The organism is Porphyromonas circumdentaria, assembly GCF_900167105.1.
GTDB classification, from domain to species: domain Bacteria; phylum Bacteroidota; class Bacteroidia; order Bacteroidales; family Porphyromonadaceae; genus Porphyromonas; species Porphyromonas circumdentaria.
Genome location: NZ_FUXE01000002.1, coordinates 20,704 through 37,113 on the forward strand (window position 1 = coordinate 20,704; position 16,410 = coordinate 37,113).

At 43.3% G+C, this 16,410-nt stretch carries 9 protein-coding genes; 5 read left to right on the plus strand and 4 right to left on the minus strand.

Annotated elements, in window-relative coordinates:
• Nucleotides 1-125: 125 nt before the first annotated feature.
• A complete protein-coding gene (locus B5D06_RS00930; protein WP_143742549.1) occupies nucleotides 126-2,156 on the minus strand; it encodes a leucine-rich repeat domain-containing protein in 2,031 nt (676 codons plus the stop codon).
• Nucleotides 2,157-3,304: 1,148 nt separating this feature from the next.
• Between B5D06_RS00930 and B5D06_RS00940 the strand changes: the two genes are divergently transcribed.
• From B5D06_RS00940 to B5D06_RS00965, 5 genes are all read left to right on the plus strand, one after another.
• Nucleotides 3,305-4,462: an NAD(P) transhydrogenase subunit alpha gene (locus B5D06_RS00940; RefSeq protein ID WP_078736161.1), complete on the plus strand. Its 1,158-nt coding sequence runs from the start codon at nucleotides 3,305-3,307 to the stop codon at nucleotides 4,460-4,462.
• A 122-nt stretch (nucleotides 4,463-4,584) separates the two neighbouring features.
• Nucleotides 4,585-4,887 carry an NAD(P) transhydrogenase subunit alpha part 2 gene (locus B5D06_RS00945; protein ID WP_078736162.1) on the plus strand — a complete coding sequence of 101 codons (303 nt, stop codon included), beginning with the start codon at nucleotides 4,585-4,587 and terminating at the stop codon, nucleotides 4,885-4,887.
• An 8-nt stretch (nucleotides 4,888-4,895) separates the two neighbouring features.
• Entirely contained in the window at nucleotides 4,896-7,982 is a 3,087-nt protein-coding gene (locus tag B5D06_RS00950; RefSeq protein WP_078736163.1) for an NAD(P)(+) transhydrogenase (Re/Si-specific) subunit beta, read from the plus strand.
• A gap of 240 nt (nucleotides 7,983-8,222) precedes the next feature.
• On the plus strand, nucleotides 8,223-10,121 hold the full coding sequence (locus B5D06_RS00960; protein WP_078736165.1) for a DUF4954 family protein: 1,899 nt from the start codon (nucleotides 8,223-8,225) through the stop codon (nucleotides 10,119-10,121).
• A gap of 65 nt (nucleotides 10,122-10,186) precedes the next feature.
• Entirely contained in the window at nucleotides 10,187-12,289 is a 2,103-nt protein-coding gene (locus tag B5D06_RS00965; RefSeq protein WP_078736166.1) for an alpha-L-fucosidase, read from the plus strand.
• A gap of 158 nt (nucleotides 12,290-12,447) precedes the next feature.
• Here B5D06_RS00965 and B5D06_RS00970 read toward each other — a convergent pair whose 3' ends face one another.
• From B5D06_RS00970 to B5D06_RS00980, 3 genes are all read right to left on the minus strand, one after another.
• The gene (locus B5D06_RS00970) at nucleotides 12,448-13,215 is read right to left on the minus strand and encodes a TIGR03915 family putative DNA repair protein (RefSeq protein ID WP_078736167.1); all 768 of its coding nucleotides are present in this window, start codon (nucleotides 13,213-13,215) and stop codon (nucleotides 12,448-12,450) included.
• Nucleotides 13,216-13,225: 10 nt separating this feature from the next.
• A complete protein-coding gene (locus B5D06_RS00975) occupies nucleotides 13,226-14,488 on the minus strand; it encodes a putative DNA modification/repair radical SAM protein (RefSeq protein WP_078736168.1) in 1,263 nt (420 codons plus the stop codon).
• Between the two features lie 1,164 nt (nucleotides 14,489-15,652).
• Nucleotides 15,653-16,408, minus strand: coding sequence for a succinate dehydrogenase/fumarate reductase iron-sulfur subunit (locus B5D06_RS00980; protein ID WP_078736169.1), 756 nt, complete (start codon nucleotides 16,406-16,408; stop codon nucleotides 15,653-15,655).
• Nucleotides 16,409-16,410 lie beyond the last annotated feature (2 nt).

Sequence of the window (16,410 nt, forward strand, 5' to 3'; positions counted from 1 at the left end):
CAAAGATCTCCATTATATCCAGATAAGAGATACAAGAAAAGGGTATTGCCGTTAAGCAACACCCTTTTACTATACCAACGGGAATCGTATACAAATTCCCTACAAAGGGAGCAATAGCCCCTCTTTTAGCGTTTTACAGATACTCGTAAAGCTTTTCCCCCTACCGTAACTACGTAAAGTCCAGAGTTAAACGCACGTGTATCCAGAGTAAGCGTACCTTCTGCACCAACAACTCCTCTGTGTAGCAGCAATCCTTCCATCGAATAAACCAAAACTTCTGCATAGGGAGTTGCGTTTATTTCGATGTAATCGGTTGCTGGATTGGGATACAAGATTACAGCTCCTGCCTCTGCGACCTCTTCTACACTTGTTATCTCTCCAAACTTGGCAATAACTTCCGTATTAGCCTCTACTTTGAAAGTCTTAGACTCTGTTATATCTACGCCTCCTGCTAAAAGCTGCTTTAGCTCGTGTTTATCATCCTTAGGAGTAGCCACTATTGAGAGGATGCTCCCCTTCTCTACTGCTGTAAGGTCTACAAACTCGTCTTCTAAGGCAATCGTTCCCCAATCATCTCCTTTCAAAGTAACAGTATAGGTGGGCAACAAATCTACCCCAGCATATTCGATAGCCTCATCTTTTACTTCAGTTTGACTATTCCAATCGAAAACAATCCAGTTTTTACCCGTAAAGAGCTGTACATGGTCTTTTAAGCAACGATTGGTCTCTTCAGCATCTTTCCCGTTAACGATATAGAGCATTCCCTTCATACCAAAATGACTCGGGTGATTGCGAATAACCTCTGCCATCTTAGCCATAGCACCATACTTTATTCTATTAGAGTAACAAATCAACTCTGACAAAGCTTGCTGTGCTGTTAAGTCAATATATGATAGAAGATTGCGACTACAATTTAGAGAAGTAAGAGCCTTGTTTTGAGAGAGGTCTAAACGTTTAATCCTATTTCCCGCACAAGAGAGCGTACCTAAAGTCTTGTTACTACTCAAATCCAATGAAACAATCTCATTGTTGGCACAAGAGAGGTCGGTCAATTTTTTATTAGAGGAGAGATTTATGGTCTTTAGTTTGTTGTTAGAGCAAGATAAAGTTTGAAGCTCTATGATAGAAGAAACATCTAAATCTTCCAAAAGATTCTCATTACACTCGAGAAGAACTGCTCCTGTTATGTTCTTTAAATCCAATGCTTTAATCTTGTTATCACTACAGTAAATCTGATTTATCGCCGTTACATTTTTCAAGATTAACTCTTCGATCTGATTGTTGGAGCAATTCAAAGAAGAGAGAACAGCATTGTTTGACAAGTCTAACTTCTTAAGCTTATTATTGTAGCAACTAAAAGAGGAAAGTGCTTTATTTTCACTCAGATCTATCGCTTCTAATTGGTTGTCTGAGCAGCTAACATCTTTAAGCGAGGGACAAGACTTCAAAGAAAGCTCCGTAAGGCGATTGTTGGAGCAGCGGAGTTCTTTCAAGGCCTTATTGTTTGTCAAATCTAAACTCGAGAGACGGTTATTTATACAGATTAAACTTTGTAGCCCCGTCGCTTGAGACAAATCTAAACTCTCCAGTTTATTGTCGGAACAAGTCAATACTTCAAGACTTGTGCACCCTGTCAAATTGATTTTCTTGAGCGCATTCTTGGGAGCGTAAAGACGAGAAAGTTCTGAACAACCAGAGACATTTATTTCTTCCAAATTGTTCGCTTTGTCGCTTCCGCCACAGTACAACTCTTGCAAACTGGGACAAGAGCTAAAGTCGAGTACCTTGAAAAAGTTCTCGCCAGCATCGAACTCTTGTAGATTGGCACAATTTTCAAACGTTGCCTCAGAAAAAGAGAGTGTAGAGGTCTTTATCTTTTTGATACTTCCCCTAATTACAATGGTTTCATCCGCTACCTTGTACCATATATAACGTGAGTTCTCCCATTGGACATCGTCCTGAACTCCCGTAATAGTAACATCATCTTCAAGAGCTGTTATTTGTAGCATTATCTTTTCCCCCAAAGCCTTAGTTGTTTTTAGCGTAACAACGGCTGGTTGGTTCTCTGCATGAGCGGTAAAAGCAGAGAGTCCGAACAAGACAACTGCACTCATAAGCAAAGTAGTGCACACTCTTTTAAGTAATTCTTTGTTCATAGTATTTCAACGATTAATTAATACCTAAATCCCTAAACATATTCCTAATAAAAATATAGAACATTATTGTACGAACAGAAAAGTATCAAAACGATTCTACTTCCCCACCTAATAAATGCCCTACTCTAAAGCAAAGATATAAACTAATATTATAGAGAACAAGCTAATTGTCTTAAAAAGAGAAGATATACCTAAGAATAATGAATCTTCCCAGATTAGATAGTTCCAAATAAAAGGAGACTCTTCCCATTCCTAAAATATAGTACAAAAAAGCTCTAATCTCCATAAAGAGAACTTTGGGTATCACTCCACTGCATGCTACCATCGTAATAGTTGCATCAAAGGAGTACCTAATGGGTCAGATAATATAGAGGCTAACAAACTGGAAAAACAAAAATGGCACAACAGACAATCCATTATGCACTTCTCCTCAACAGCTAAGCCACTAAATGCGGTATCGCCTCACAAGAAAAATCTCTTTTCAGTACTAAAAAGCGAAAAAGGCACGTGCTAAAACAGTTTTAGACATATGTATTTCTTTATACGCAATCTGCGTATATATATTTACAGATTGCATATACATATATTTAACTTGAATATATGTATATTCAGATTACGTATAGAAAAATAGATGTAAGTAAATGACTTTTAGGCTATGTATAAAGTATTTTTTCTATCCGTTCGATACAGTTTTGAAACAAGCATGTAGCATAGCATTAGCAGTGTTACATCTCTGGAGAATATAAGATACACAGCTATCCAGCAGTACTCCCTTCACTTAGATTACCCTCAACCTACGAGTTCGCTTATGTTCTCGTTTAGCCTCCATCTATCCAAAGGCATTGTATTACCCTACCCTCTGCAAGGCAACTATTACGATTGCAACATACTGCACAACCCCGCAAAAGCTCTATTTAATGCAACTTTTGAGAGGCTATACCACACTATCATTTTTGCTGAGCCTTAGCAAGAAGAAGAAAAGTAGATTTTTGCTCCTCTCGGGAATACGCTCTACCAATAAATGTACTATCTTTGCCTCGAAACCAAGAGCTCTTTTTACGATGCCCTCACTTTGTTTTGAAGAGCTGCGAACTGTGAGTACGCGAGTTTTTATACAATTCAATAATTAACTATATAAGAATAAAATCATGATCATTGGTGTTCCAAAAGAGATTATGCACGAGGAAGCTCGTGTAGCTGCTAGCCCTGAGGCTGTAGCAAAATATGTTGCAGATGGCTTTACTGTATTGTTTGAAAAAGGAGCTGGAGAAGGTGCTTTCTATCACGATGAAGAGTATGCTAAGGCTGGCGCACAGCTAATCGACGGACCCAAAGAGGTGTACGATCGTAGCGATATTATCATCAAGGTAAAAGAACCTTTGTTCAACGAAAAGCTGAACGTTCACGAAATCGATATGATGCACAAAGGGCAGTATATCATTACGTTTATCCACCCTGCCTCTCCTGTAAACCACGATATGGTACGCAAGATGGCTGCTCAAGGAGTTATCGGTCTCACATTGGATGGTGTACCACGTATTTCACGTGCACAAAACTTAGATGCTCTTACCTCTATGAGTACATGTGCAGGTTATAAGGGCATTTTGATGGCTGCCAACGATGTGGCAAGCTTCTTCCCTCAGATGTTTACAGCGGTAGGTCAGATACAGCCTCTCAAAGTTATGGTTATCGGTGTCGGTGTGGCAGGATTACAAGCTCTGGCTACAGCGAAGCGTTTAGGAGCTATTACCTATGCTGCCGATATTCGCCCCGCTGCGGCAGAACAAGCAACCAGCTTGGGAGCCAAAATCGTAGAGACAGGAGTACCTGCAGACTTGGCTATTGCAGAGGGTGGATACGCTAAACACCTACCCGAAGAATGGTTGGTAAAAGAGAGAGCAGCCTTGAGAGATGCTATTAAGGAAATGGATGTAGTTTTCTGTAGTGCCCTCGTTCCTGGTAAGATTGCTCCTATCATCATCACCGAAGAGATGGTAAAAGAGATGAAACCTGGCTCTGTAATCGTTGATATCTCTATTGACCAAGGTGGTAACTGTGCTATTACGCCTGCTGGTAAGCGTGAGGTAAAACATGGTGTGGTTCTGGAGGGTATCAAAAACATCCCAGGTCTTTTGCCCAAGAGCTCTACATGGATGTTCTCTCAAAACATGTACAACCTTGTTAAATATCTCGTTAAAGACGGTAAGATGCATCTCGATATGGAAGATGAAGTATGCCGTAAGATTTTGGTTACACGCGACGGAAAAGTGGTTCATGAAGGAACACTCGAAGCAATGGGTCAATAACTTTGATCCCTATGCACTATAACTAAAGATCGAATCATCCCCTCCTTTTCTTTAATTATGGGGGATGGTTCGTTCTTTTTATTTTACAGTAAAGGGAAAAATCACTACATAGAAGTAAAGAAATGAGTCCGTTGATATTAATCCTTGTCTTTCTGGTAGCCACTATCGTTGGCTATTTTCTCATAAAAAATGTTCCAAGCCTTCTGCACACCCCTCTTATGTCTGGAATGAATGCACTCTCTGGAGTAACATTGGTGGGGGCTTTGGCAGCAACTGGTCTGGCAGTACTTTTAGACCACTCCGTATGGGGGCAGGTTATAGGAGGCTTAGCCATAATTTTGGCCACCATAAATGTGGTGGGTGGTTTTGGTGTAACGCACCGTATGCTCCGCATGTTCAAACAGAAAAAGAAAACCGATAAGTAAGATTTTTTATGGATACTCTATATATCATTATCTGTGCCGTACTCTCTCTCTTGGTGATGCTCGGCATATCTTTTATGAGCAAGGTACCTCGTGCTTCCTTTGGGAATTTATTGAGTGCTTTTGCCATACTTTTCGGTGTTGTGTTTACTCTTTTAACTACAAAAAACAGTGATGGCACACCCATTATTACAGCGTGGACACTCTACCCCTCTATTATCATAGGAGCTCTCATCGGGGGGCTTTTTGCACAGCGTGTGCGAATGATACAGATGCCTCAATTGGTTGCTTTACTTAACGGATTAGGAGGGGCGGCTTCGGCACTGGTAGGTATCCTCTCAGTAGCAGGTATTGGCAATATATCTTCCGAGCAACAGGGAGCTTTCGAACTCCTAACAGGTTATCTCGCCATCGGTGTGGGTATGATTACCCTCGTGGGCAGCCTTGTTGCAGCGGGGAAATTACACCGTTTACTGTCTCAAAGACCTCAAGTGTGGGCCTATCACTCCATGGTGACCATGCTCTCTTTGGCAGTTTTGGCTATATTCATACTGGTGGGGACTTTCAGTGGAGCAAAAGATACTCCTCTTTTCTGGCTCGTTATAGGTACTACTCTTTTCTCTTCTATCTTCGGGCTCTATTTCTCTGTCCGTGTAGGGGGGGCAGATATGCCTATCACTATATCTTTGCTCAACTCTTTAAGTGGGGTGGCAGGAGCCATAGCAGGTATGGCTATCAACAACGTACTTTTGGTAGCAGTGGGAGGTATTGTTGGAGCATCGGGATTGCTTTTAACGCAAATTATGTGTAGAGCTATGAACCGTAGTCTTCTCTCCATTCTGCTCGGTGGCAAAAGTTCTGCTCCTCTTAAGAAACCTACTTCTGCCCCCAAAACAGGAATTCCATCGACGACAAATACAGTAGCAGAGAAAAAAGAAGTTTCTGCAGGAGCTGTATTGGCACACGCCAAAGAGGTAATCATCGTACCAGGATATGGTATGGCATTGGCACAAGCACAGCACGAAGTAAAGCAGTTGGCAGACAAGTTACGCTCCGAAGGAGCTCGCGTGCGTTTTGCTATCCACCCTGTAGCAGGTCGTATGCCAGGACATATGAATGTACTTTTGGCAGAGGCTAACGTACCCTATGAAGATCTCTACGAAATGGAGGCTATCAATGATGACTTCGCCAAGTGCGATGCTGTCGTAGTTATCGGAGCTAACGACGTATTGAACCCTGCAGCTCGCGATGCCGAGGGAACTCCTATTTACGAAATGCCTGTACTCAATGTAGATAAAGCTCCTTTTGTTGTAATCTGCAACTATGACCTCAAACCAGGTTATGCAGGAGTTGATAACCCATTATACTTCAGAAAAGAGGGCGTTGCTCTTATGACAGGCGATGCCAAGGAATCTCTTGCTCAACTCACTACTCTGTTACAACAAGCTAAACGAAAAGAAGCTCCCAAGACAAAACAAGAAACGGGCGTAAGTGATGCCAATCGTTTGGCAAATGCTAAGAGGGTTATTATCGTTCCTGGCTACGGTATGGCATTGGCACAAGCACAGCATGAGGTGAAACAGCTGGCAGACAAGCTCCGCTCCAATGGTGCAGAAGTGCGTTTTGCTATCCACCCTGTAGCAGGTCGTATGCCAGGACACATGAATGTGCTTTTGGCAGAGGCTAACGTGCCCTATGAAGATCTCTACGAAATGGAGGCTATCAACGATGACTTCGCCAAGTGCGATGCTGTTGTAGTTATCGGAGCTAACGACGTTTTAAACCCTGCTGCACGAGAGGCAGAAGGTACTCCTATCTATGGTATGCCCGTACTGAACGTAGACAAAGCTCCCTTTGTGGTTATTTGTAACTACGACTTAAAACCAGGATATGCAGGAGTTGATAACTCTCTTTATACACGTTCCGAAGGCATTTGGCTACTCACAGGCGATGCTAAAGAAAGCCTTGCACATCTTTTGAATGCCGTACAAGGCGAGTGGGCTATACCTCACATGCAGGAAGAGGCAGCCACAACCGAAATTACCCCTGGAGGGTATTTGCGATCGGCCAAGCGAGTTATCGTTGTACCTGGTTATGGCATGGCATTGGCACAAGCACAGCACGAAGTAAAGCAGTTAGCAGATAAACTTCGTTCTCATGGAGCCGATGTGCGCTTTGCTATCCACCCTGTAGCAGGTCGCATGCCAGGGCACATGAATGTGCTTTTGGCAGAGGCTAACGTGCCCTATGAAGATTTATACGAGATGGAGGCCATAAACGACGATTTTGCTACTTGCGATGCCGTAGTTGTTATCGGAGCCAACGACGTTTTGAACCCCGCGGCACGAGAAGCAGAGGGTACTCCTATCTATGGTATGCCCGTACTCAATGTAGACCAAGCTCCCTATATAGTAATCTGTAACTATGACTTGAAGCCTGGCTATGCAGGAGTAGAAAATCCGCTCTATACACGTTCCGAGGGGGTTGCTCTTATGACGGGCGATGCCAAAGAGAGTGTGGCAAAACTATCTCAGCAAATTGATGAGTGGAAAGAGCATACTCCCTCCACAGCAAAAGCTACTTCCTCCCCAAACTCTTTTGAGATGTGGATGAAAGAAGCTAAGAATGTGATTATCGTACCAGGCTATGGTATGGCATTGGCACAAGCACAGCATGAGGTAAAACAGTTAGCCGATAAATTGCGCAACCGTGGAGCCGATGTACGCTTTGCCATCCACCCCGTGGCAGGTCGTATGCCAGGACACATGAACGTTCTTTTGGCAGAAGCGAATGTTCCCTATGAAGATCTCTATGAAATGGAGGCAATCAATGGAGATTTTGCCAAAGCCGATCTTGCCATCGTAGTGGGTGCTAACGACGTTTTGAACCCTGCTGCTCGCGATGCCGAGGGGACACCTATTTACGGTATGCCCGTACTCAATGTAGACCAAACCGAGCATATCGTGATTTGCAACTACGATTTGAACCCTGGTTATGCTGGCGTAGAGAATCCTCTTTACACACGTTCAGAAGGAGTCGTGCTCCTTACGGGAGATGCAAAAGATAGCTTAGCAAAGCTTAACGCAGCATTAATCTAAACTTGACACTACAGATCTCCAGAGAGAAGGGTATAGATTTTTTCCAATAAGAAGTCTATAGCTTTCTGCTTTGGAGATCTCTTTTTTTACCTGTATCTCTTCATATAGATAAGTACATCCCAATCGCACTATAAGAGAATTGCAACCGCCATGAGGCACTCGGTGCCTACAAAGAAGAGTGGTAAAAACAACAAAACAGAGAGAGAAAGCTATTTCAAAGCACACTAACGACCTTTCACTATGCGTAATCTGAAAAATATAGAGATAGAACAAATGAAAGCTTTGGGGTGTAGTGCCGAAGACTGGTCTCTAATCACCGTCGACGACGACTTCTATCCTGCAAGCTATCACCACGTAACACTCAAGGGGAAATGCCATTTAGGAACCTGCCGAGGAGTATATCGTTCACAGGCTTATGCTCCTCGTACGTTGGGGGTATCTCACGTGGTTTTAGAAGAGTGTACATTGGGGCGAGATGTACTCATAGAGTATGTTGATGGAAGTATTCGAGGGTACAAAATTGGTGATAACGTTACAATAGCTCATATTGCCTCTTTGAAAGCCGATCCAAGAGCCTCTTTTGGAATTGGCTTCCCCATCTCTGTATTGGATGAAACAGGGGGACGTAGAGTATCCATTAGCAGTTCTCTCTCGGCACAATTGGCCTATATCATAGCTTTCGCCAAACACGATGCCGTATTGCAGGAAAGAATCGACACGTTAATCCGAGAGGAAGCCGAGAATGTAGCCCAACAAGGAGCTTATATCGGAGCAGGTACCACCCTCTTGTACGGAGGTATTTATCATAATGTTTGCATCGGAAAGAATACCTATATCGAAGGAAACGTCTCTCTAAAAGATGGTATCATAGGCGACAGTGTGCATATAGAGGGAAACAGTATAGGCAATACTTTCTGGATAGGACGAGACTCTCAACTCCAAGGCTCTACTCTATTGCATACTTTCGTAGGTGAGGGATGTCATATATCGGGTGGATTCTATGCTCACGATTCGTTGATTTTTGCCAATAGCACCCTTGCCAACGGAGAAGCTGCGGCAGCTTTTTTGGCTCCTTACACCGTTTCCATGCATAAATCTACGCTACTTATCGGCGGGCTCTTTTCATTCTTCAATGCGGGAAGCGGGACCAATCAAAGTAACCATCACTACCGACTTGGTGCCATGCACTACGGTGTTTTGGAACGTGGAGTGAAGTTTGCCAGCGATGCCTATATCCTCTGGCCTGCTCACATAGGAGCTTTTTCTAAAATCATGGGACGTATTTATGCCCTACCCAATACGTCGGACTTTCCCTTCTCAGAGGTACGCGGAGAGGGCAATAAGGCTCACTTGTACCCAGCTCTAACACTCGTGCAAGTAGGCACATGGCGAGACCTTTTTAAGTGGCCTAAGAGAGAGCGTAGAAACAAAGATTTTTCAGAAGAATGGCTCGATAATATTGATTTCCGTTGGGAGCAACCTTTCTTGGTCGAGAGTTGCTTCCGAGGCTGGAGTGCTCTTGCGCACCATACTCCCGAGGAGATGTTCAATCTTTATAGGGTAACCGTAACCGCTGGAGACATGGCTACGGGAAAAGAACTCTATCGTCGCCTACTAACCATAATACTTGCCCTTTCTTTACAAGATACGACACTCTCCGAAAGCTCCTCTATTACAGAAAAGAGATATTTAGACCTTGCAGGTGTTTCCGTAGCCTTTTCTGACTACAACGCTTGGGTCGAACAGGAAAAAAACTCTCCCTCTACTACCATTAGAGAACTAAAAAAACGACTTGATACCATTAGCAAGGGCTCCGATAGGCAAGATACTTTGCTTTTAAGTACCATTCTTTCTGCACTCTATCCCGAGTACTCAACACTCCCCGAGAGCGCATGGAAATTTCTTCTCAAGGAACAAGCTCTAAAGGATGCTCTACACATAGAAAAGTTAGTATTAAAGGAAGCCACCCGCGAGCTTATGCCCCAAAGAGCAATGAACTTTGGCTTTTTAGCGGAGGAGAAAGGGGGGTTCGAGGCAGATTTCAGAGCCGTTCGGGGAGCAATCGAGGCGCACTCTTCTATTCGAGAGTTGAAAGATTATTTTGCCACTTTACGCAACAGACTTTCGTCCCTTTCGTAAAGTGAGGAAGAGACTTGTCATAAAGAGAAGATATAGAGATCAATTATAGAAAAATAAGGGGTTTTATGAGACGAATAAAGGGAGCCGTTTTACTACTCATAGCACTACTTTTCACACAACATATTCGAGCTGATTGGTATGGAGACAAGTACTCCATGTTCGTGCACTATGGGCTTTACTCCATACCCGCAGGGGTGTGGGATGGAAAGCCTGTAACACAAGGTTACTCCGAGCAGATACTAACCTTCGGCATAGGCTTTTCCGATTGGTACGAAGCTTATACCCAACTCTTCGATGCCTCTGCGTTCGATGCTGAGAGGATTGTGCAATTAGCAAAAAAAGGGGGAATGCGTTCGGTAGTTATGACCGCCAAACACCACGATGGCTTCTGTCTATGGCGCACACAAACGACCGAATATAATGCCTATGATGCAACACCCGCTCAGCGAGATCTAATTGCGGAGTTAGCAGAGGCATGTCATCGCAATGGAATAGGCTTTGGGATTTATTTCTCCCTGATAGACTGGCACTATCCTTATGCGATGCCCTTTTCTTCACACAACGCAGACCCCATAACGCCTCCCCATCACGAATACAACAAAAAACAGGTCGAAGAACTCTTAACGAAATATGGGAAAGTCGATGAACTCTGGTTTGACATGGGTTCTCTACGCCCCGAGCAAAGTAAAGAGTTATACGAATTGGTACACACCCTCCAACCCTCTTGTCAGGTAAGCGGGAGAGTAGGCAATGATTATGCCGATTTTTCTGTGATGGCAGACAACGAATACCCCGATTATGCAATGGAACTTCCGTGGCAAACAGCCGCTTCTATGTTTGACGAAACATGGGGCTATCGCTCTTGGCAAGAGAGAGGTTCGGCAGAAGAGAAGGCTCGCGAGAAGTTCACCGCTCTCGTTAAAGTAGTAACGGGCGGAGGTAAATACCTCTTGAACATAGGTCCCAAAGGAGATGGAAGCCTTGTGCCCTTTGAAGAAGAAGTAATCTCACAAATAGGAGCTATGATAGAGCCCATAAAAGAGGCTATCTACAACACGGTAAAAGCCCCATTCTCAGTTGGAGAAGGTACTCCCTGGGCAACTCTCTCTGCTGGAGGTAAAGAGCTCTATCTCTTTGTCCCTACAACAGAAAAAGAGATATATATCCCCTGTCCAAAAGCTAAGTATAGTACAATTACACTACTCAATGATAGCCGTAGCGTTACGGTAAAAAAAACTTCTTCTGGTCTACAACTCCGTTTACAGGGGGTAAGTAAAACAGTGGCCAATGCTCCCCTCACGGTTGTCAAGATCGTTTTCAAGGAGCCTTTTACCACAGACGCTCCTTATACAAAAGGGAAGCAATTTACTCCTTATAACGCAGAGGTGCTATACGCCCATTCGGCAATTGATTATTACACAGGATATAAAAGCATCGTGGGCTATAAGTGGGGACGTAAGCAAGTATTTCAAAAACTTCTCTGCTCCTTTACAGAGGCAGAGCAAGGTCATCAACTACTATTTAACAAGCAAGCCGTTGAATTATCTCCTACCAAGGCTCATACCGAGGAGGTTCCAATCAACCTTGACGGAATAACTTGGGTAAAAATGGAAGTTGCCCAACAGGGAGGACGCTTCGGTGTACATCGCACCTCCTTTATCGACACAAAAACCTACAATGCCTCCGACTGGGAGGAACAACCCATCTCTATGGAAAGGACCTCAAAGGGAAAGGCAGAATATCTGCGCTATACAATAGAGGTAAAAGAGGCAACAAATATGCCCTTAGAGATAGCTTATTCCGAGGGTATGATGCTTTTTCTGAACGGCAAGTATATAGCAGGAGAGATAGCACGTCCAAGCGAAACGGATCTTCTCCACAAGCAGTTCTTTGTTTTACCTCTTACAAAGGGACGTCATGTACTCACGATTAAATCGTATCGTAGATGGGGGTACCAAGCGAGAGTAGCCCTCTCTCTGAAAAAATTTTACACAAAGTATACGCAAGAGGTCATACTAACCGAACCCTCTAACAGGTTGATTCTCAAAGAGTGGGCACTACCCTCGATGGGGAAAGAAGCCAAAAAGAGTAGTACCTCTTCACAGGGAACTTATCCGAAAGCGCGCAGTATCGGGCTGTACAATATCTCGATACTACCGATTCGATAAGCTTCGCTGCGGTAATGAACACTATACAGAGAGAGGAATCTCATCTTCAACAGAGAGGTTCCTCTTTTTGGGTTGAAAAACAAAAGGCTTAGAGGAGATAGGCAAGAGGCAAGGTTTCTGAGAACGGTCGTAGATTGAGCTATTTTTGCCTCTGAGAGTTACTGTATCTCTGTGAGATATCGCCAATAACGCTTAGGCATATGTCTTCGCTGAAGAGAGAGATTGATGCGCTCGCGAATAGTGGTGCTCTTGAAATACTCCCTCCAAAGTTCTTGGTAGAAAAGCTCTTCGTCCGAAAGCTTTTCTTTCTCTACTTTTCCCCTTCTAAGCCCCTCAAAATCCTCTTCCGAAAAAGAGACGTATCGGACGCTTAACTTGTCATAGTAGAGTCCTAAGTTTCTCTTGGTATCGTAAACAATCCACTGTTGATTGGCATAGCGTTCTTCAAAATGGGATGCAATAAGCGAGAGAATATTAAATCTGGGAGCAATCGGGGCAAAGTATACATTGTCGGTCGTTTGTTGAAATCGGACAAACTGAATCATCTGTCTCGACTCTCCTGCAACCTTCTCGGCAATTTCCTTAACCCTTACAACATCTTCGTCGCCAAAGTTCATTTCAAAGCCTTTGGGGTGGTCTACCATCTTACAGATGTATCTAAAGAGAAGCATTTCGACCTCGGGAAGCTCAGACAACCATACCAAAAGAAACATGTTCTGCGCAATCTTGGAGAGCTTTTCCTCCAACCTTCTCCACACTCGTTTAGACTTTGCCGTGTCGGTCTTTATCGAGTAGCAGGCCTCCATCAATAGCGGTCTCTGAGCCGTGTCTGCAACGATATAATCAGGTTGTATCTTGTGCTCATAGGCAAAGAAAACACAACAAAGCAGACCGTCAAGAGTCTTATCGTAGATGAATAGCTTCATTCTGTCCTTATTAAGAGAAGTCTAAGGGAAGTTGCATCTCCTCGGGCGATGCCTCTTGCGCTTTCCTCTGCGAAACTTGCCTACGTACATACTCGGGAGTAACCTCGTTAATAGTCCTCATCGGCAAATCGCGACATACAATGAAATATTGAGCTCTCTTCATCACAACACCTATACGCTTGAGTTGGTGGGAACTCAGTGTGCCGAACCTCCGTGAAGCGAGGATAAGTTTGGCGGACTTAACACCAATACCTGGGACACGCAGTATCATTTCGTAGGGAGCGGTATTGAGATCGATAGGAAAGTATTCGGGGTGTCGAAGAGCCCAACCCATTTTAGGGTCAACATCCAAATCTAAATCGGGATGAAGATCATCTACAATCTCTCGAGCATCAAAATGGTAAAACCTCATCAGCCAATCAGCTTGATAGAGCCTATTCTCCCGAACAAGCGGAGGAGAAAGAAGTACGGGGAGACGATTGTCATTGTTATTGACAGGGATATATCCAGAGTAATACACACGCTTAAAAGAGGGACGTCGGTACAGAGCCGAGGCAAGAGTAAGAATCTGCTTATCGCTGTCGGGAGTAGCACCAATAATAACTTGTGTGCTCTGACCAGCAGGGACAAACTTCGGAGCATATCGAAACTTTTTCCGCTCTTCGATATTCTCCAGCATACCTTGTTGAATAAAGCGCATCGGAGCAAAAACTCCCGCGTAGTCCTTCTCAGGGGCAAGAAGTTTGAGGTTCTCTTCAGAAGGAATCTCAAGATTCACACTCATACGATCGACATAGGTACCAGCCTTTGCTACAAGTTCTTGACTTGCTCCAGGGATACTCTTCATGTGAATGTAACCATTGAATTGGTGAACTTCCCTAAGGAGCCTGACCGTGCGTAACATCAGCTCCATAGTATAGTCTGGATTACGTACAACCCCTGAACTCAGAAAAAGACCTTCGATATAATTACGACGATAAAACTCGATTGTAAGATCTGCCAACTCTTCGGGTGTAAACATCGCTCGACGAACGTCGTTACTTCGCCTATTAGTACAGTAAGCACAATCGTAAATACAGTAATTCGTAAGAAGAACTTTGAAAAGAGATATACAGCGACCATCGGGGGTGAAACTATGACAGATACCCCACCCCGAGGTAGTACCTATGCCGCCCTTAGCCTTGCGACGAGAAGAACCACTCGATGCACAAGATACATCGTACTTGGCCGCTTCTGCAAGAGTTTTCAGCTTATCTATAGTACTTTCATTCATAAGAGAGGGGTATTTGCTTCAGACGCTATCGAGAACAAATATAACCCAAAAACCAACAAAAAACTCTAGCAAAAAAAATAATTTTGGAACATGCAGACTGCAGTACCGAGTACAAAGTTTTCCGAAATATAAACCAGAAACTCCCACTTGTCTCCCAAAATACATGATAGTAGATTGATAGGATGCCTATCTTCTTTTTTTGATTGGACTCTTCTTCACCCAAGATACACGATAGTAGATTTATAGAGAGGGGGTGAATAAGAGTTAGTGCTCTGCCAACAATCCAAAGAAAAAGTAGCGAATATCGAAAAAATGTGTCTGCTCCCTATCTCTTATCTTTAGGGTTGAGAGAGGCAACAGAAACTCCCATAGATGGACTTTTCTCTATGTAGGCTCTCTTTTAATCCTTTTATCTCGCTAACTTTCTTCTTTCATCGCACAAAATTCTTTATATTAAAATTGAATATACATATACGCAACTTGAATATATATAAACGCAATCTAAATATACATATACGCAGATTAAAAATAAAGAATTATGTGTAGTCTAAGCATTTTTTGCACCTGTAAAAACTACTTTTTGAAGATGTTCAATGAGGTTATCCTCATCTTATCGAAATAAAGTCGATACAGACTTTCATAGATCAAAAACCTATTAAAAGAAGAAAAAAATAATTGTCAGCGTGTGAAACGCTCCTTTTTGAAATGCTTATCTCGTGTGTAAATGCCGTAAAGAAGACACTTAGAGAGAAATGGCAAATAAACAGAGCAACCACAACCCAGAACTCTGAGACGAACAACCTAAATCACCCACTTTTGGGGTAGCCACTACCCTGCATTGGAGAACTTAAGACTTGCCTAAAAGGTAGAGTAACAGAGTATAGATGGATACTGCTCCGTAAAATGCTTACTTCTACCCATTGTTGTTTATGGTTAGTTGGGTGATTCCAAAGTAGCAAAAAAAGGGATGACTACCTGATACAGTAGCCCACCCTTGATTTTATAACCTCAAGACTTTCATCGGACACCAATAAGAAAATATCTATAAATCAAACAAAAAGAGGGTGAAATGATAATTACACTTCACCCTCTTTACTATTCCAGTTCCGAAAAAATTCTTTCCAAAAGAAGAGAGAATCTCTCAAGAAATAGTCTCTCAAAAACTTAGTCTCTACATTTTGCTTTGATAAACTCTCTATTCAAACGAGCTATATGCGTAATTGATACGTTCTTAGGACACTCCAATTCGCAAGCTCTTGTATTCGTACAGTTTCCGAACCCCAACTCGTCCATCTTCGCCAACATGGCTTTAGCACGTCTTGCAGCCTCAGGTTTCCCCTGGGGTAAAAGAGTCAGCTGGCTCACTTTAGCACTGAGAAACAGCATTGCCGAACCATTCTTACAAGCAGCAGCACAAGCTCCGCAACCAATGCAAGAAGCGGCATCCATAGCTTCGTCTGCCTTCTCTTTGGGGACAGGGATAGCATTTGCATCAATAACTCCACCCGTATTAACCGACACATAACCACCTGCCTGAATAATCTTATCATAAGCAGAGCGGTCTACCATCAAGTCGCGGATAATAGGGAAACCTGCCGAACGCCAAGGCTCTACCGTGATAGTATCTCCATCGTCAAAGCGGCGCATATGCAACTGACAAGTAGTAATGCTATCGTCTGGACCATGAGGATGACCATTAATATAGAGAGAACACATTCCGCAAATACCCTCACGACAATCGTGATCATATGCGACGGGGTCTTTCCCCTCGGCAATTAACTGTTCATTCAGAATGTCCATCATTTCAAGGAAAGAAGCACTTTGCGATACTTCTTTGAGTGAATAAGTCTCAAAGCGACCTTTCTCTTTCGGACCCTTCTGCCGCCAAACACGTACGGTTATATTTATATTCTTATCCATGA

Bases quoted from the DNA above. Each gene is read 5' to 3' on its own strand.
- B5D06_RS00965 (WP_078736166.1), top strand. From the start codon at position 10,187: ATGAGACGAATAAAGGGAGCCGTTTTACTACTCATAGCACTACTTTTC.
- B5D06_RS00970 (WP_078736167.1), bottom strand. From the start codon at position 13,215: ATGAAGCTATTCATCTACGATAAGACTCTTGACGGTCTGCTTTGTTGT.
- B5D06_RS00960 (WP_078736165.1), top strand. From the start codon at position 8,223: ATGCGTAATCTGAAAAATATAGAGATAGAACAAATGAAAGCTTTGGGG.
- B5D06_RS00940 (WP_078736161.1), top strand. From the start codon at position 3,305: ATGATCATTGGTGTTCCAAAAGAGATTATGCACGAGGAAGCTCGTGTA.
- B5D06_RS00945 (WP_078736162.1), top strand. From the start codon at position 4,585: ATGAGTCCGTTGATATTAATCCTTGTCTTTCTGGTAGCCACTATCGTT.
- B5D06_RS00950 (WP_078736163.1), top strand. From the start codon at position 4,896: ATGGATACTCTATATATCATTATCTGTGCCGTACTCTCTCTCTTGGTG.
- B5D06_RS00930 (WP_143742549.1), bottom strand. From the start codon at position 2,156: ATGAACAAAGAATTACTTAAAAGAGTGTGCACTACTTTGCTTATGAGT.
- B5D06_RS00980 (WP_078736169.1), bottom strand. From the start codon at position 16,408: ATGGATAAGAATATAAATATAACCGTACGTGTTTGGCGGCAGAAGGGT.
- B5D06_RS00975 (WP_078736168.1), bottom strand. From the start codon at position 14,488: ATGAATGAAAGTACTATAGATAAGCTGAAAACTCTTGCAGAAGCGGCC.